Raw genomic sequence first — 17739 nt, 5'->3', positions numbered from 1 at the left:
TCGCCATAAAAAGAACCCCCAATGTTGGGTGTCCAACTATTGGGGGTCACTTCAAAGATAATACTTCAGGGGCTTTCTTGTCAGAGCACCGGTCAGGTTTCAGCCTGAGGGCAGACAAAACACATCATCGACGGCTCAGTACCGGAAGCGGTTCAACTGAGACTCCAGTTGTTTCACCAACTCCAGCAGCGCCTGACTCTCCTGATTAGCCGCTACAGCACCATCGGCAACAATACTGGTTTCATCGCTGATGTTAACGATATTACGGGTGATATCCTCGGTTACCGCCCGTTGCTCTTCTACCACACTAGCCATCTGAGTGGTCATGTTATCGATCTCAGCAATCGCACCAACAACCTGATTGAGGTGCGCTGAAGCTTCTTCTGCCATCTGCAGGCATTCATCAGACTGACTATTCCCTCTCTGCATCGCTGATAATGCCTCTCGGGTACGCTGCTGCAACTGGTCAATCAGTACCTGAATCTCTTCTGTGGATGCCTGGGTTTTAGAAGCCAGCGTACGGACTTCATCCGCTACCACCGCAAAACCACGACCGGATTCACCCGCCCGGGCAGCTTCAATTGCTGCATTCAGCGCCAGCAGGTTGGTTTGCTCAGAAATACCCTGAATGGCTTCTACAATCTGACTGATATTATCGCTGTCAGAGGCCAGCAACTCCATCAACTGAGACGTATTGGAAACCTGATCCGACAGGTCACGGATGGAGTCAGCACTTCGGTTTACATTGCCGGCACTGTTATCCACAGAGCCCTTGGCTTCGCTGGAAGCATTCGCCGTTGTTGTGGCGATCTGGGCAACCTCTCCGGCCGATGCGGACATCTGATTAATCGCAGTAGCGATCTGATCCACTTCAGCTCGCTGCTTCTCGATCCCCTGCGTACTGTTATCCGAAATTTCCGCGGCACGTCGCGCAGAGCCTTCAACATCACCCATCGCTGAGGCGATATCCTTCACAATCTCATGGGTTTTATGGATAAAGGCGTTGATATTACGGGACAGCTCACCTACTTCATCATTGCGTTCAATGGAAATGCGCTGGGTCAGATCACCATCCTGTGAGGCCAGCTGGTTCACCATATCCGCTGCTTTACGAATCGGCGAAGCGATACCCTGAGCAATCAACATCAAAAGAATAATGCCCGCAACAGAAACCACAATACCGATGACAACAGTGGTTGTCATGCTCTCGCGGAACTGACTGATCATTGAGCTTTCAACCTCTTTTGCCCCCGCAAGCACCCAACCAGCATCCTGTTGAATGACAACGGCCCAGGGTGTGCTTACCCCCTCAGGAACAATCGGCTGAACGGACCAGAACCGAGACCCGATCTGACGCGTTATCGCTTCGCCCTTGGCGACACTCTGCATCAGAAACTCTTTTTCAGGCCCGTTATAGGCTTTTGCAAGCGCCAGCTTATCGTTGGAATCCGCAGCAACCAGGCCTTTATTACTCAACATAAAGACCTGCCCCTGACCATCGTAAAGCGCTTTGTCGGCTTGATCGACCAAGGACTTAAGGAAGCTTAACTCCACATCAACGCCCGTCATACCAACAACCCGGTCTTGTACAATCAGAGGAACAGTAATCGAGGTACCCACAATAGTTTTACCACCAGCTACCCAAGAATAAGGCTCAACAAGGCAAGTTCCCTTGCTTTCAATTGGACAAGTGTACCAGTCACCGTATGAGCTACCGGTTGCGATAGCTTCCTCAACCTTATCCAGGCCTAAGGCTCGATAACCCAGAGAGCCATCACCATTAAGGAACCAATAGGGTGCAAACTGACCATTTTCGTGGGTATGCACCGCACCACTATAGAGCACATCGTCATTGACCGCGTTTTTCTCCCAAGCAATGTAGGTTCCCATCACAACATCTTTATTACGGGAGAGAACATCGCGGGTATATTCATAAAAGCGTTGTCGACTGGTTTCCGTACTCTGTTCAGTAATAAAACTAACGGAGGTGTCAGCCATTCCTTTAGCAATAGACAACGCCTGACTGAGTTCAATCTGAGTTTTACCCGCTTCTGCCGCTGCCGATGAGGAAAGCTGAGCCAATGCTTTCTCGGTAAGTTCAGTCACAACTAAAGATTGAGTTTTCTTTTCTACTTCACTATTTTCCCAGGCAAAAGCAGCCAATAGAATCACGGAGGAAAGTGCCAGACAGGCACCTGTTGCAAGAGCTATGCGGGTTTTAATTTTCATAGAACGACCTAAAGGTTAGTTATTATTTTTGCCGATTCGCAAAAAACTCCCTAATGAAGCAGGTATTCCTTCTTTATAATTCGTTGCTGAGACTTGTGTTTTATTAAATGATGCGTTTATACAATATCAATAGCATATATCCTGCCAACTTGGTATTTCAACACAATGAATATTAGCGGATAAACCAATAAAAAATGGCGCCTACCCCGTTAAGATAGACGCCATTTTTTTTGACTGCCAGTAAGAAAAATTACCGGCAACCGGAGCTGTCGTCGCGCTTATTATTCGCCCGTCTTTTCTTTATTAGCCAGACGTTTTTCCCAGTAAGTCGCACCCTTGATGCCTAACTTCTGAGGATCGAATGTAAAGTCAGTTACACCGGCTTTTTGCTGATCTTCGTAGTCTTTCAGCACCTTCATCGTCGGTTTCGACATAAAGAAGATAATGATAATACCTACAATGTTCAGCCAGGCCATCAGACCAACACCTACGTCACCCAGCCCCCATGCCAGATCAGCCGCTTTCACTGCACCGTAGAAAGTAGACGCCATAATGGCAACTTTCAAAGCAAAGATCAGACCCGGAATGTTCACGGTACGCTTCAGGTACGCCACATTGGTTTCTGCAATGTAGTAGTACGCCAGAATCGTGGTGAAGGAGAAGAAGAATAGTGCCAGTGCAATAAACGGCTTACCGAAACCCGGCATAGTGGTTTCAATCGCCATCTGAGTGAATACCGGGCCGTTAGCCGCAATATCCGCTGCAATGTTCTGTACCAGGAACGTATCGCCAACGCCATGAACGTTGTACGCACCCGTGATCAGAATCATGAACGCCGTTGCAGAACATACGAACAGAGTATCGATGTATACAGAGAACGCCTGAACCAGACCTTGCTGAGCAGGGTGGTCAACCTCTGCAGCTGCAGCTGCGTGAGGACCGGTACCCTGACCGGCTTCGTTAGAGTAAACACCACGCTTAACACCCCAACCAATTGCAGCACCAAAGCCCGCCATTGGAGTGAAGGCATCACCCAGAATCATACCGATAATTGCGGGCAGCTCAGATACGTTCAGCAGAACGATCACACAAGCGATGATGATGTAACCCAGCGCCATGAAAGGCACAACGACCTGAGTGAAGTTCGCGATACGCTTAACACCACCGAAGATGATGAAGCCCAGAACCAGAACTACAGCCAGACCCGTGAAGATCTTAGCAGAGCTCAGCTCACCCATACCGGTCTGAATCATAGTGCCAGAGCCGAAAGTCGCTTCTACTGCGTTACCGATACTGTTCGCCTGAACACCCGGCAGCAGCAGACCACACGCCATGATCGTTGCGATTGCAAAGATCCACGCGTACCACTTCTGACCCATCGCTTTTTCGATGTAGTAAGCCGGGCCACCACGGTACTGACCGTCCTGCTCTTCTTTATACAGCTGCGCCAGCGTGGATTCTGCGTACGCGGTTGCTGCGCCCAGAAAGGCTACAACCCACATCCAGAAAACCGCACCCGGACCACCGAAACCGATGGCCGCAGCAACACCTGCGATGTTACCGGTACCAACACGACCAGACAGAGATACGGCTAAGGCCTGAAAGGATGAGATACCTTTGTCAGAGCTTTTTCCGGAAAATAGCAGACGCCACATTTCGGAAAAGTGTCTGACCTGAACAAAGCGGGTCAGAATGGAGTAGAACAAACCTGCGCCCAGACACAGATAGATCAGTGCCGGACTCCAGATAATGCCGTTCATAAAATCGACAAATGCTTGCATTAAAAATGCCTCCCGTTAGAGGTAAGCGCTTAAGCGCTTTATAGTTCTTAGATTTATAGTTTTGGGATTTACTATGGATCGATCGTAAAACGCGTTTTCAGACGACAGTCCAGAGATAGGATTCTACCTAAGTAGAAACAGAAAAGTACTCTGATTTTTCAACTCATCAGACATAAAAATCCTAAATTCCGACCAAATACAACAGATCCCTTTACAGAACGGCATTCAGGTAGCAACACTTGCTATTCAACTAATATAATTCTGCTGTCAAAACACCTTGAAAATCATTACTAAACCCCTTCCAACAGGTATTTGGCGATATACAACACCCGACTAAAGACAAAGTATCTGACCTCATGCACGCCCGATACAACAAGTGTTACAATTTGTTATACCAAGCACGGTCCATCGCTTTAAGCTCAACTTATTCCGGTTCAAGGACAATCAATGCACCCGCTGGATGAAACGGACGCTCCTCCCTCAACAATAGGTTCGCTCTTTTTAAGAGTCTTTGTACCTTTTGCACTGATCACGCTTCTGTTAGCAGGTGTCCTGACACGTCTGCTCTACGAAGGCGAGCTGAACTTTATTAAACTGAATGAGCAAACCCTGCTTGAGCGAAGCACCCTGAGTCTGCAAAAAAATCTGCAACCGCCCCAGGATCACCTCCGTAGCCTCCGACGGGAGAAGCCCGTTGTTGAAGCCATGTCAGATCCGGAATCCGGGCTCGCAGGAATGGAAACCAGCTTTGCTTCAATGCTCAGCCGGAACCCCAATTACTTCCAGATCCGCTGGATTGATGAGAACGGTCAGGAACGCCTGCGGTTAGAACCGGACACAAGCTCCCCCGACAACTATCGCCGGGTTCCCGATGAAAAACTGCAGAACAAATTTGGGCGTTACTATTTTCAGGCAACTCAGGCCCTCGGTATGAGCGATCAGCTTTACCTTTCCCCTATGGACCTCAACGTTGAGCAGGGCGTTATTGAACAACCCTTTCGCCCGACGCTGCGTATGGCTATTCCTGTATTCATCGGTCGGAAAAATCATGGTCTGTTCATTATCAATATCGACGCCAGAGAATACCTTCGAGACCTGCATCAGATCCTGGAAAATCATGCCCACCGTATTCAGCTGATCAACCCTGAAGGGTATTGGTTACAACATAAGAATAACAAGCTGGAGTGGGGCTTCCAGCTAAGCCATGGCAAAGCCTTTAAGCGGGATTACCCCGATATCTGGCAGCAGATGCACAGCTACAACAAAAGCCAGCAACTCGACAACAATGGCCTGTGGAGCTGGGAAACGCTCTATCCGGACAACAATCCAAAAGTGTTCAACAACCAGACACTGGGTTTTCTGCTGCTCCATCATCCGGCATCACTGCTTAATGCCCTACGCCTTAAATATTGGGGTGGCGGGCTTTTAACGTCGCTTCTGATACTTGCGGTGGGCGGCTTTGCTCTCTACCGTTTACTTCTGGCTCAACAGGCTAAGCGTCGGGCAGAGCGGCAGGCTTTGGAGAACCGGATTCATGCCGATCAACTGCGTAAACAACGGGAAGACGAACAACGCTTCCGGGTGATCTTTAACGCCTCTCACACCCCATTACTGGTCTGCGATAGCCGGGGAAATATTTCTCTGGTTAATCCCGCGCTTGAGAAACTGTTTGGCTACAGCTCTTTTGAGCTGACCGGCCTGCCTGTGGAACACCTCATACCAGTGAATATGCGCAAGACGCATGTTAAAGAACGCACCGACTATCTCAATCATCTGCGCCCCCGTCGTAAAATGATGAACAACGGCCAGAGTCTTCAGGGACTTCGCAAGGATGGTCAACTGGTAGACGTTGAGATTGGCCTGAGCCCCTATGAAGTGGATGGCGAGATCTTCATTCTGGCAACACTGGAAGATATAACCAGCAGACTTGAAGCCGAGCAAAAAATAAACGAGCTACACACCCGACAGACCCGCCACCTTGAACGGGCACGAGAGGATGCCGAACGCCTGGCTCGCCTGAAAAGTGATTTTCTTGCCAATATGAGCCACGAAATTCGCACACCACTCAACGCCATTATGGTGCTGGGTGAGCTGCTTGATCAGGAAACACTTCCTGATAACGCCCGGACACTCACTGAGAAAATCCGCTATGCCAGTGATGGCCTGCTCCAGATCGTTAACGATGTACTCGACTTCTCTAAAATTGAAGCCGGGGGACTGTCCATCGAGAAAACCCCTTTCCGACTCAATGACCTTTATGCCCAGATACTCTCAATCTGTGAAATACAAGCGATAAAGAAGGGCCTGAGATTGCATCTGAATACCGGTGGAACTGAGCGCCTGACACTGGTGGGCGATCCATACCGACTGAAGCAGATACTACTCAACCTGATCAGTAATGCGATCAAATTCACCAGTGAAGGTAAGGTGAATATTCATATTAAACCGGTGATGATCAGCAAGCTTGAAGCCACTCTGGGTTTCAGCGTATCGGATACCGGGACCGGCATCCCTCCCGAGCAGCAGGAAGTCATCTTCGATGCTTTTGCCCAAGCAGACAGCTCAGTAACCCGTCAGTTTGGCGGAACAGGTTTAGGCCTTGCGATCAGTCGCAATCTTATTCAGTTAATGGGCAGTGATCTGAACCTCAGCAGTCAGATCGGACAGGGCAGTATTTTCAGCTTTAATCTGACACTGCCCATTGCAGAAACGGTCCTAAGCCAAACGTTGCCGGAGAATGATTTAAAGAATAACGCTCTTGAAGGTAAAACCCTGTTAGTGGCTGATGACAGTGATCTGAACCGTGACATCGCCCAGCGCATTATCCAACAAGCCCAGGGGAAACTGATCCTGGCTGAGAACGGTGCCGAAGCCCTGAGCCGTCTCAAAGCGCTTCAGTGCCCCCCGGATCTGATTCTGATGGATCTGCAAATGCCCGTGATGGACGGCTATCAAGCGATCCGTCAAATCCGAAAACTACCGGGCTATGAGCAGCGACCCATTATCGCACTGACAGCCGGCATTACTGAATCAGCCCATGAAGAGGCACTGAAATGTGGTGCCAATCACGTTCTGACAAAACCCTTCACCATCAGTCAGATTCTCTCCTGCCTCAGCAGCCATCTTTCGACTGACAGGTCTCATCAGAAAGCTCCGACAGAAATGGCATCACCGCCACTGCTCGACGAGGCCACAGCGATTTATAACTGGGGTGATAAAGAGTCCCTGGGCCGGTTTATGAAGCAATTTGCCGAGCAATATGGCCACTGCAGTCAGCAACTGGAACAACTGCTAAAGGATGGTGAAACCGACAAAGCCGAAAGACTGGCGCATAAAGTCAAAGGGGCAGCAGGCAGTCTTTACCTGTGCGAGCTTCAGTCTGCTCTTGGTCAGCTTGAACAAGCACTCAGAGAAGGAAAAGAACAGACCGATACGATTAAGAAACAATTTATACCTGTCGTTTCTGATACCTTAAGCAGGACACTTGAGTTAATTACAAACTACTCCTGATGCTATAGACCAACTATAATAGTCAACCATATTAAGCGATAGCTATGCCTACGTTGTTACCCCCGCGGCGAAGGCTGATATCAGGACTTAAAAAAACGGTTTAACCGGATATCAGTAAGGAAATTACCATGGAACCCTATCAGATTCTGTTAATTGAAGATGAGGAGATCATCGCCGGGTTCATTGAGCACACGCTTGCGAAAGAGGATATTCAGGTCACCCTGATGTCCAGTGCAGAAAGCGCCTGGAGCTATCTGAAACAGGAATCAACACGGGTGGATGCTATTCTGCTGGATCGTAACCTGCCGGGCATGGATGGGCTGGAGTTTCTGCACCGCCTGAAACGGGATCCTGAGTGCCACCGTATTCCCGTTATTATGGAAACAGCCGCTTCAGACCAGGAGAGTATCCAACAGTGCATTGATGCCGGAGCCTACTACTATCTGGTGAAGCCTCTGCAGCGTGAATTGCTTATCCCTATCATCACAGAGGCCGCAAACCAGTACCGGGACTACTGCAATCTGCAGGAAACCCTGAATGAAACCTCCCGCGCCCTTCGGCTGATGACTGAGGCCGAGTTTACATTGCGCACACTGGGCGAAGCCCGCTTGCTGACTAACGCACTGAGCCAGCTTTTCCCCGACCCCAAAAAGGTTTCCACCGGACTGCTTGAATTACTGGTAAATGCCGTGGAACACGGCAACCTGAATATCAGCTATGAAGAGAAAACCCATCTGCTTATGAGTCGCCAGTGGCATGAAGAGGTCGAAAAACGACTGAGAGACCCCCGCTATAAAGACCGCCTGGTTCATGTCAGCTTTCGTCGGGAAACCAGCCGCATTGTGCTGACCATCTGTGATGAAGGTGAAGGCTTTGACTGGCAGCCTTATCTGGAAATTCAGCCGGAACGGGTCTTTCATCTTCATGGCCGTGGTATCGCTATGGCTCGTCGGATCAGTTTTGACACCCTGGACTATCAGGGGTGCGGAAACTGCGTGGAGACAACGGTTCAGCTGGGATAATACGACCGCTTACGCTAATATAGTCGGCAATTTGCCGGGTATATTAGCTAGCCGATAAAAAGCAACAGACGACATTAAAGCAGTACTCCCCCCACGAATGAAGTCGCAGCGCTTTTGGCTGCTTTCACTGATTGTCTCCTGTCAGTTTTTATTAATTCAGTCACGCTAAAAATAAGCCTTTGGCGCAACAAAAGCGCAACCCTTGCTGAGTAAACTGGAACCGAACAACTGGAACGGGTTCTTAGCAGGATCATTCAGGTTTTTCCTGAAACACGCTCATCGCAGACAACGGAACAAGCGAATGCATCTGGATAGTTTTATCACCTCAGCCTTAATGGTTTTAATCGCCACCTCAATAGCGGTTGCTGTTTTTAAACACTTCGGACTGGGCTCCATTCTTGGACTTCTGGTAGCGGGTATCGCTGTAGGTCCTCACTCTTTTGGCCCAGCGGTTACCACGGAAGTAGAAGATGTCCGCCACTTTACCGAGCTGGGTGTGGTTATGCTGCTGTTCCTGATCGGTCTGGAGATGAAACCCGCCCGACTATGGTCAATGCGACGGGAGGTTTTTGGGCTGGGACTGCTGCAAATTCTGGTTTCCGGGGCCGTGATCGGTACCTATTTTTTACTGTTTGAACCCCATTGGGCCAGTGCCTTACTGATCGGTCTGACCTTTGCGCTATCGTCCACCGCTATGGTGCTACAGATGTTGCAGGAAAGTGGTGAGATTAACAGTCGCCACGGCACAGCGTCATTCTCGATTCTGCTGATGCAGGATCTGGCAATTGTTCCGCTGCTTGCGATTGTACCTATTCTGTCTCAGACCGGACGCCTCTCCTCCGATGTCCCTATGTGGCAGCAGTTCGGTACCGTTGTTGGCATGCTGATGCTGATCGGCGTTTTTGGTCGTTATATTCTGCCAATGACACTGGATGCACTATCCAAGCGAGGCAACAAAGAAGGCTTTCTGCTGGTCGTGATGATGGCTGTTTTCCTGTCAGCCTGGTCCATGCACTACGCAGGAATATCCATGGCTCTGGGAGCGTTCATCATGGGTATGCTGCTATCAGGCTCTAAATACCGTATTCAGGTTCAGGCGCTGATCGAACCCTACAAAGGGATGCTGATGAGCCTTTTCTTTGTCGCGGTTGGCATGTCTATTGATATTGGCGCATTGGCCTCCAAGCCGCTGCTCTTTATCCAGCATATCGTCGTTATCGTAGTGCTGAAGTTTATTGTGTTGCTGGGGCTTTCCATGGCCTTTGGTTATGTCCGCCAACAGGCGATTCGTATCGCACTGCTGCTGTCCCAGGGTGGCGAGTTCGGTTTCGTTCTCTTCGGTTCTGCAAAAGCCCTTCAGGTGATCAGCGATGAGACTTTTGTTCTTGCCGTCGGCGTTATTTCCGTTTCTATGGTGGTCACGCCTCTGGCCCTGAAAGCCGCTGACAGTCTGAATAAGATGCTGGCCAGCAAGGATGCCGACGACGAAGCTCCCCAGATTGAAATTCCGGATCAGGACTGCAAAGGACGGGTCATCATCGGTGGTTTTGGTCGGGTGGGTTATACCGTAGCAACCTTGCTGCAAGAACGAGGGGTACCTTATATCGCCTTTGATACCAACCCGACCCATATCGCCAAAGGTCAGGAACTGGGGATGCCGGTTTACTATGGGGATGTGGGTGATCACCATCTGCTGGAAGCGGCACACATGCATGATGCTGCGCTGGTGGTGATGACCATTGACCACACCCCATCGGCTCTGCGGGCGATCCACCACATACGCACCGACTATCCGAACGTACCCATTATCTCCCGGGCCCGTGACCTGGCTTCCTGTAATGAACTCATTGAAGCAGGAGCAACCAACGCCTTCCCTGAGGCGATGGAAAGCAGCCTGCACCTGGGCGGCGAGGCTCTGAAAATGATTCATGTGAAAGAGAAAGAAGTGAACAATCTGCTGGATGCTGTTCGTGAAGATGGTTATCAGGCTCTGGTAAGCGACAAAAGCTAGCCATTAGCCACCAAAAAGGGGCGGGGCAGTTATTAACTGCCCCGCCCCTTTTATCGGGAACCGAGATAAATCCCCTTCTCAAGAGGGTTTAGCCAGGCAACTCCTGTTTCGGCCACTGTTTTTAGCCTGATACAGAGCCTCATCCGCAGCCTTAATCAACTCTTCAGACCCAGTACTCCCCTGTTGAGTCCGCTCAGCAACACCGATACTCACCTGTATATTAAAAGTCTCACCGGCATCAAAACGCATATCATGGACTGTTTTTCGGATTCGCTCCGCAGCACTAAAAGCCCCCTGAGCATCTTCATCCTGCATAACAATCAGGAACTCTTCGCCACCGTATCGCCCTATCACATCACTATCCCGTAAAACGGCAGAAACCGAGCGGGCAAAGCGCACCAGTACCTCATCACCCGTCAGGTGTCCGTACTGGTCATTGATCTTTTTGAAATGATCAATATCCAGCATAAGAACCGACAGAGGCCAGTCCCTCCGTTCGGCCAGGTTAAACGCCTGTTCATAAGCCGCCATCAGGCTACGTCGGTTCAGTATGCCGGTGAGGTCATCAGTCATCGCCAAATTGCTCAGCTGTTTCTCTTTCACAGCAGCATTGTATAGATTGCCCTTCAGACGCAGAAAGACCAGGTTGACCAGATACCCCAAAAACCAGAGAGAGAAGAACAACCCGACATGAGCCTTCTTAACATTCTCTTTCATTCCGGAAACCAGACCATCAATATCTGCCCTAGGGAAACTAAGGCTCAGGCCTCCACGAATATCACCTTCTTTATAACCCTGCTTACGATGGCACTCCAGACAGGCCTTTTCTGCAATCAGAGGTTCCATATAACGATAGTGATTATTCACCAGTCCAAACCGGACCTGCTCCGTTTTGCTTTCGAAGGCTTCAAGTGCTGAGCGCTCCCAGCTATCTGCACTGTTAGCTTTATTCAGTGGTTTTAGACTGGTGAGATGAACTTCTACATCGGACCCTTTCAGAAGCTCACCTAATTGGCGGGTCATATAAGCCGGATTCACCATCGTCAGGGCGATCCCTTTTGGAGTGATAATATCTCTTTCGTCTACCTCAAGCAGCGGGTTAGCCGGAGTATCATCCGTAACAGGAACATAAACCCCACCATGCCGTGCATTCCAAAGCCGGGTGGTCTGTATCAGGTGAAAAACCGTCTGGCCTTTAATATTCACCATCTGCAATGTGGCCTGCTCCAGAGAACGAAGGTTAAACCAAAGGGAGAAACCCACAACAGCCAGACACAGCAGGGTTAGCCAGATAAGATTCAGCGGTGATAACCTGTATTGCTTCTTCAAAGGTGACGGTCCTACTTCGCTTTGGTTATATCAAGACGTCAGCCAGCCCGGTTTTCCTGATCAAAGTCACTCATATAATCCTTGTAAACACTGAACCGGTTACGCCCGGTCTGTTTGGAGCGATACATTGCAAGATCAGCATAACGCAACAGAGTATCTCCGGTTTTCGCATCATCTGGATAAAAGGCTACGCCAATACTTGCAGTAACATGACACTCATTTCCGGCGATCATATAGGGTTTGCCGATCACAGAAATCACACGTTCCAGGCCGGATACAACATCACCAGGCGTGCTCAGTCCGGTAAAGAGCAGAACAAATTCATCCCCACCAAGGCGGGCAATCATATCACTCTCTCTCATACAGAGTGTCAGTCGTCCGGATACTGCTTTGAGCAACTCGTCACCGACATCATGTCCCAGAGTATCATTAACCTGTTTAAAACCGTCCAGATCCATCATAGCGATGGCCAGCACATCATCCTTCTGCTGACTTTTCTCCAGACACTCAGTCATGTAATTTTCCAGCAACCGGCGGTTGGGCAAACCGGTAAGGGCATCATAAAATGCCATTTTCTTAAGCTGCTGGCGGCTTTCTTCAAGCTGCTTCTGTACAGCACGGATCTCCGTCAGATCCATGTGCGTACCAACAAGGCGCGCCACATGACCATCCTTATCTTTCACTACGATCGCCCGGGACAAAACATAGATCCAATGCCCCAGCTTGTGCTGCAAACGAAACTCTACCTCATAGGCATCCTTTTTACCGACAACGCAACGGGCAACTTCTTCTTTAGCCAACGGCAGATCATCAGGATGAACCAGGCTTTCCCAGACCTGAAAGCTGTTTTCCAGTTCATCATCGTCGTAGCCCAACATATCTTTCCAGCGCGGTGAAAAATAGACCAGGTTGCTGCTGATATGCCAGTCCCAAAGTCCATCATTGGAACCCTGCATCGCCAGCTCAAACTGCTGCTGACTTTCCTGCAAAGCAGCTTCGGTCTGTTTCTGCTCACTGATATCAGAATGGGTGCCGGTCACACGCAACGCTTTACCATCGGCATCCCGCTCAAACACCATCCCCCGATCAAAAAACCACTTATAATCGCCATTTTTGCAGCGCATACGGTAGGCCGTACGATAAACCTCTGTACGTCCGGCAAGATGATCTCTCATATCCTGCATCGCTTTGGGCAGATCATCCGGATGGACACGCTCCGTCCATTCATCCGGGGAATCCTTAATCTCATCGACCTGATAGCCCAACATCTGCTTCCATTGGCTCGAATAGAATACCTTGCCACTGCGCAAATCCAGATCCCAGACCCCATCACCGGCACCATCCAAAGCTTTAACCCAACGTTCTTCGCTTCGGCGAACCTCAAGTTCCGCTTCACTGATCTGATCCGCCAACTCATTAAAATTGCGGGCCACATCCATCAGCTCGCAGTTACCTTTCAATTCAACCCGGGCAAGCACATTCCCCTGAGCATACTCTTTCATCCGCTGGCGAATCTGGTTAAGGGGGTGGATAACAGAGCGCTTAAGAATGACGGAAATCAGAGCAGCGACAAACAGAGCAAAAATAAGATGCCGCACCAATTGAGTGGGATTCCAAATATGCTGCTGCAGCGAAGAGATCGCCGGCGACATATTGTACTCAACAACCAACACGGCAAGGCTTTCCGGCCGGAGCGAGTTACTTTGCTCAAGCAATGTTATCGGCATAACCGCGCAGAGCCTGTTTTGACGGCTTGGATGATGTTGAATCACAGGGCTGAACTCAGAGACAGCCTGACTCACCCACCGCCTCTGATAACAGCTGATATTCTTGGTCGTGGAACCTTTAAGAGCCAACTCATTAGCCAGCAAAACCCGGCCTTTATCAATAACCGCGATCATCTCAAATGCGATATCGGCAGAATAACCGGTGATGTAGCTCTCAGTCGTCGTCCGGTTATCGGTCAGCATCAGATCAGAAACGGTCTGCCACATACGGGCAGTAACGTTATTAAAACGTTGCTCCTGACGCTCTTTTTCCTGCGGTATGAGGGTGTATTCATACTCTACCCAGCGATCCAGAATAACCAATGCGATCAGCAACAAGCTAATCACCAGAGTCAAACCAGGATTAAGACGCCAACACTTGTTCATTCTGATCATTCCCCAGTCCCAGGCAAAAAACGGTCCGTCAAAAACTGAGGCTGGATATCAATAGGATCACTGTTTAAACCAGCTTTAAGCATCAGGTTCTCTAACTCATTAATCTGCCTGATAAATTCTTCTGAACCACCAAGCAGCTTACGGTTTTCTTCCAGACTGGGTATATGCAGCCCCTCAAAGCTTTGCCAGACCTGATCAGGGGCAATCTTAAGACGCTGAGACATAATACGGGCAGACTCAGCACGATTGCGGGCCATAAAATCCAAGGTCGTAAAGTGCGCCTTCAAAAGATGGCGCAACTGCTCGGGACGTTCCCGGGCCGTTTTTTCGCTGACCACCAACACATCCATAATACGTCTTGGTGTCTCACTGCTATCAAACAGAAGATGCCCTCCTTTAGCCTCCAAAATGGACTTAAAAGGCTCAAAGGTAACAGCGGCGACAACCGCTTCTTCCTCCCACATCGTAATATGCTGATTCACTGCGGCATTGCGCACCACAATGTCGTGCCGGTTAAGACCCGCTTTTTCAAGAGCCCCCTGCAGCATAATCGCGCCAACAGCTGTTTTTTCGACAACAAGAGTCCGGCCAGCCAGGTCATTCAGGCTTCTGATTTCAGGTTTAGCGACCAGAGCATCCGCTCCCTGGGAGAAATCCATAACCACAATAACTCTCAGATCATCCTGACTGGACATTAGGGTGAGGGCTTCATCCATCGTCAGAGCAGCAACATCCAGCTGTCCGGATTTAAAGGCACGCAATACCTGAGTCGCATTCACTTTTTCGACTAAGTTGACCTGACGTTCATCAAGAAAGCCTTTTTGGCGGGCAACATAAAGACTTTCATAACCCGGCCAGATATTGGAACCAACTTTAAGAGGCGGCTGGGCAACATCACAGCCCTGCAGCAGAAGGGATAAAAACAAGACAACGATAAGTGAAGAAAACCACCTGAAGGCGATCGTTTCAGGCCAGGACAGCAGCTTTGGACGGATAAAAAATTTCATACACCCCCCAGGCAGATAACACACTATTTTTATTCTTTTTTTTGAGCCAGTCAGGGCAAAAAAGCCAGAACACACATGAACCGACTTTTGAAAATACCCCTAACCGGTTCAGGATAAAAGTAAATTCACCCTAGGGTTACATTCTACCTCAGTCTTCAGGTTTTTTCGTAACAACTCAGGTAGCATCAGAGGAACACCTGATCGCAGACCTGGCATTATTTACTGCATACTCAGTAAGACCGGTGGCAGCTGCCATTGAAGAAAAATGCTCGCCACCAGCACACCATAACCCAACAGCATGACGGTGGTTTTTCCAGCATAAAAGGCGCCAAAAGCACATATGGCATAGATGAGCCAACAGACGCCCTGCACAAACGCGGTCCAGGCAACGGCCAGATTAAAACCGGAATCCCAGTCAGCAAAAGCAAGATGCCCACCCGGTAAGGCAGGAACAGCGGCTCCGACCACTCGCCACCACTCCTGCAAGGAAAATAAAGCCAACGGCGCAATAAAAAACACCGGTAACATCCAGAGAAACAACAGGTAACGATGATGCCCCTGATCACCCGTATGAGTCACATCGCGCCTGGCGTCATCTTCTGGGATAGTTCTGAAATTTGCATACATCCTATGAGTCCCCCGGTGATACCTCAGATTGACCTGCTTTGGGGCTGCCCCCGAAAACGAGCAGAAGATAGTAGTGCGCAGCAGTGACAGTCCCATGACAGAGCCCAAGCAGACTGAAGTCTGAATCAACTTCATGAGTAATCTCAGCAAGTTATATACCAAAAACGATTCCAACCCACTCAGACAAACCAACGGAGACATCACTTGTGCTTATCAGCATAGAAAGAGGATCTGTTTAGGGCCATAATGCGAATAAATCTTTAAGCCTGAGGCATAGTTATGTTGCTTGATGAAGCGCAAACAGCGGTTTCCGACCTGTTGGAAGCACTGCATGAATCACTGGACGATTATCAGGAAAACCTTCAGCGGCTGCCAAATGCAGAAATCGCTCTGGAGTTTAACAACGCCATGAATCAGCGCATCGAGATACTGACTGCACTGGAAGAGCGCGTTAAGACAGACCTATCGTTGCGGCCAAGAGCCGCAGATACTGAGCGGGAAGACTTTCACCATCTCTGGAGCAAACTCAAGAGCCTGGTTTTTGACGAGCAGGAACTGATGCTGAAAGAACGTGCAGAGCAGGAGCGACAACTGATCAGTTTAGTCAGCCGGTGTGAAAGTTATGACTACCCCGAGCAGCTAGAAAATCAACTGAAACAGCTGCATCAACACCTGACAATGCAATTGCAGCAAATAAAAAGGTTTCAGCAGCCTGGGGCATAATACAAATTATCCGGAGAAAGAGTCATATTTTCCGCATCTTTCAATGGCTGGCTCAGCGGCATTAGGATATGATCCGGAATATGAATTGCACAGCGATGGAGCATGCTTGTGGACTCTCTTAACCAGTTTTGCATTACACGCCTGACCTTCTGCGATAACGATCTGATTCGTCGCGGATTTGAGTTGGCCTATCATGATACTCAGCATACCGCTAACCCGCTGGAGATCAGTGCAAAAGTAGCCAGTTTTGCGTTGCTGGATTATGGACTGGATCAGGCCGGAGAGAGCGGCAAAGTACTTCTGACGATTACCCAACCCTGGCTGTCTAATGCCAGCATGCTACCGGTAGCCAAGATCAAGGATCGCCTGGTTCTGCAGCTTGGTGACGATATAGAACCAGACCCTATTACACTGACCGCACTCCAACAGATTCGGGCAAAGGGGTTTCTTATCGCATTATCCGGCTACGAGCCCGATGACACCCGTAAGCCTTTGTTGAGTGGCGTTGATATTGTCACCGTTAACTGCCAGAAGTTTATTCTTGGTGATCTGAAAAAAGTGCATACCGAGCTGCGAAAATACCCTCTCACACTCATGGCAGGGCGTATCGAAAGCTGGCAGGCCTTTGAGAAGATCAGGGCTATCGGTTTCGATCTTTATCAGGGTAGCTTTATCGGCAAACCTGAGCTGCTGGATACCCCGAAAAACAGTGCGAACCGTCTGTTACTGGTAAAACTGATGACCTTGCTGTTTGACGACAACAGCAGCATCGACAAAATTGAAAAGGTGATAGAGCAGGAACCCACGCTCTTCTACCGGTTACTCAAATTCGTCAACTCAGCGGCTTATCGCCTGCCGAATAAGATCGACAGCCTGCATCAGGCGGTCATCTATATCGGCACCGAAACGCTGCGAACACTGGTGGCGATTCTGGTTTGGGCAAAAGATGACCACAAAGCCTATACCGTACTACCACAAATTCTGACCCGGGCTAAAGCCTGCGAACTGATCGCCAGAGACCGTGGGCTCGCACCGGCGGACCGCTATTTTACCTTAGGTTTTCTCTCTCTGCTGGATGTTGCAATGGATCAGCCACTGGACAAATTAATCCCCAGCCTGTCGATCTCAGATGAGATGCAAAAAGCACTGCTTGAAGACGAGGGTGCTCTGGCTGAAGTACTTAATTTCGTCAGACAATGGGAAAAAGCCAACTGGAGCATATTGGAGCAACATCCAATGTTTTCACTGGAACGCACCCCGCAGCTGATGCAGCAGGCACAGCGCTGGGCCCTGGAAACGGAGCAAGAGATGCAGAAGCTCTGACACAGAGAATCGGGC

11 protein-coding genes are annotated in these 17739 nt (G+C 49.5%); 5 read left to right on the top strand and 6 right to left on the bottom strand.

Annotation, left to right across the window (positions count from 1 at the left end; genetic code table 11):
* Positions 1-135: 135 nt before the first annotated feature.
* Together AC4GL5_RS12230 and AC4GL5_RS12225 are read right to left on the bottom strand one after the other, a co-directional pair.
* Entirely contained in the window at positions 136-2229 is a 2094-nt protein-coding gene (locus AC4GL5_RS12230; RefSeq protein ID WP_490383069.1) for a methyl-accepting chemotaxis protein, read from the bottom strand.
* Between the two features lie 281 nt (positions 2230-2510).
* Positions 2511-4010: an alanine/glycine:cation symporter family protein gene (locus AC4GL5_RS12225; protein WP_490383068.1), complete on the bottom strand. Its 1500-nt coding sequence runs from the start codon at positions 4008-4010 to the stop codon at positions 2511-2513.
* Between the two features lie 447 nt (positions 4011-4457).
* Here AC4GL5_RS12225 and AC4GL5_RS12220 point away from each other — a divergent pair, with 447 nt between their 5' ends.
* From AC4GL5_RS12220 to AC4GL5_RS12210, 3 genes are all read left to right on the top strand, one after another.
* Positions 4458-7520, top strand: coding sequence for an ATP-binding protein (locus AC4GL5_RS12220; RefSeq protein WP_490383067.1), 3063 nt, complete (start codon positions 4458-4460; stop codon positions 7518-7520).
* 128 nt (positions 7521-7648) lie between these two features.
* Entirely contained in the window at positions 7649-8542 is an 894-nt protein-coding gene (locus tag AC4GL5_RS12215) for a response regulator (RefSeq protein ID WP_490383066.1), read from the top strand.
* 301 nt (positions 8543-8843) lie between these two features.
* Entirely contained in the window at positions 8844-10553 is a 1710-nt protein-coding gene (locus AC4GL5_RS12210; RefSeq protein ID WP_490383065.1) for a cation:proton antiporter domain-containing protein, read from the top strand.
* Between the two features lie 78 nt (positions 10554-10631).
* Here the strand turns inward: AC4GL5_RS12210 and AC4GL5_RS12205 are convergent, their stop codons facing one another.
* From AC4GL5_RS12205 to AC4GL5_RS12190, 4 genes are all read right to left on the bottom strand, one after another.
* On the bottom strand, positions 10632-11882 hold the full coding sequence (locus tag AC4GL5_RS12205) for a diguanylate cyclase (protein ID WP_490383064.1): 1251 nt from the start codon (positions 11880-11882) through the stop codon (positions 10632-10634).
* A 38-nt stretch (positions 11883-11920) separates the two neighbouring features.
* Entirely contained in the window at positions 11921-14035 is a 2115-nt protein-coding gene (locus AC4GL5_RS12200; protein WP_490383063.1) for a PAS domain-containing protein, read from the bottom strand.
* Between the two features lie 5 nt (positions 14036-14040).
* Positions 14041-15051: an ABC transporter substrate-binding protein gene (locus AC4GL5_RS12195; RefSeq protein WP_490383062.1), complete on the bottom strand. Its 1011-nt coding sequence runs from the start codon at positions 15049-15051 to the stop codon at positions 14041-14043.
* 219 nt (positions 15052-15270) lie between these two features.
* Positions 15271-15630 (bottom strand): hypothetical protein, encoded by a 360-nt coding sequence (locus AC4GL5_RS12190; RefSeq protein ID WP_490383061.1) that lies wholly within the window; start codon positions 15628-15630, stop codon positions 15271-15273.
* A 327-nt stretch (positions 15631-15957) separates the two neighbouring features.
* On the opposite strand from AC4GL5_RS12190, the gene AC4GL5_RS12185 reads away from it, so the two are divergent.
* Both AC4GL5_RS12185 and AC4GL5_RS12180 read left to right on the top strand, forming a co-directional pair.
* Entirely contained in the window at positions 15958-16401 is a 444-nt protein-coding gene (locus AC4GL5_RS12185; protein ID WP_490383060.1) for a hypothetical protein, read from the top strand.
* A gap of 108 nt (positions 16402-16509) precedes the next feature.
* Complete coding sequence (locus AC4GL5_RS12180; protein ID WP_490383059.1) at positions 16510-17724, top strand: EAL and HDOD domain-containing protein; 1215 nt, start codon at positions 16510-16512, stop codon at positions 17722-17724.
* The last annotated feature ends 15 nt before the right edge of the window (positions 17725-17739 follow it).

It is taken from the genome of Oceanospirillum sp., from assembly GCF_982874595.1.
This window is presented reverse-complemented; position numbering and strand designations above follow the sequence as displayed.

What these genes read in the sequence shown, in the direction of transcription:
- AC4GL5_RS12230 (WP_490383069.1), bottom strand. Translation starts at nt 2,229, where the DNA reads ATGAAAATTAAAACCCGCATAGCTCTTGCAACAGGTGCCTGTCTGGCA.
- AC4GL5_RS12225 (WP_490383068.1), bottom strand. Translation starts at nt 4,010, where the DNA reads ATGCAAGCATTTGTCGATTTTATGAACGGCATTATCTGGAGTCCGGCA.
- AC4GL5_RS12220 (WP_490383067.1), top strand. Translation starts at nt 4,458, where the DNA reads ATGCACCCGCTGGATGAAACGGACGCTCCTCCCTCAACAATAGGTTCG.
- AC4GL5_RS12215 (WP_490383066.1), top strand. Translation starts at nt 7,649, where the DNA reads ATGGAACCCTATCAGATTCTGTTAATTGAAGATGAGGAGATCATCGCC.
- AC4GL5_RS12210 (WP_490383065.1), top strand. Translation starts at nt 8,844, where the DNA reads ATGCATCTGGATAGTTTTATCACCTCAGCCTTAATGGTTTTAATCGCC.
- AC4GL5_RS12200 (WP_490383063.1), bottom strand. Translation starts at nt 14,035, where the DNA reads ATGAACAAGTGTTGGCGTCTTAATCCTGGTTTGACTCTGGTGATTAGC.
- AC4GL5_RS12195 (WP_490383062.1), bottom strand. Translation starts at nt 15,051, where the DNA reads ATGAAATTTTTTATCCGTCCAAAGCTGCTGTCCTGGCCTGAAACGATC.
- AC4GL5_RS12185 (WP_490383060.1), top strand. Translation starts at nt 15,958, where the DNA reads ATGTTGCTTGATGAAGCGCAAACAGCGGTTTCCGACCTGTTGGAAGCA.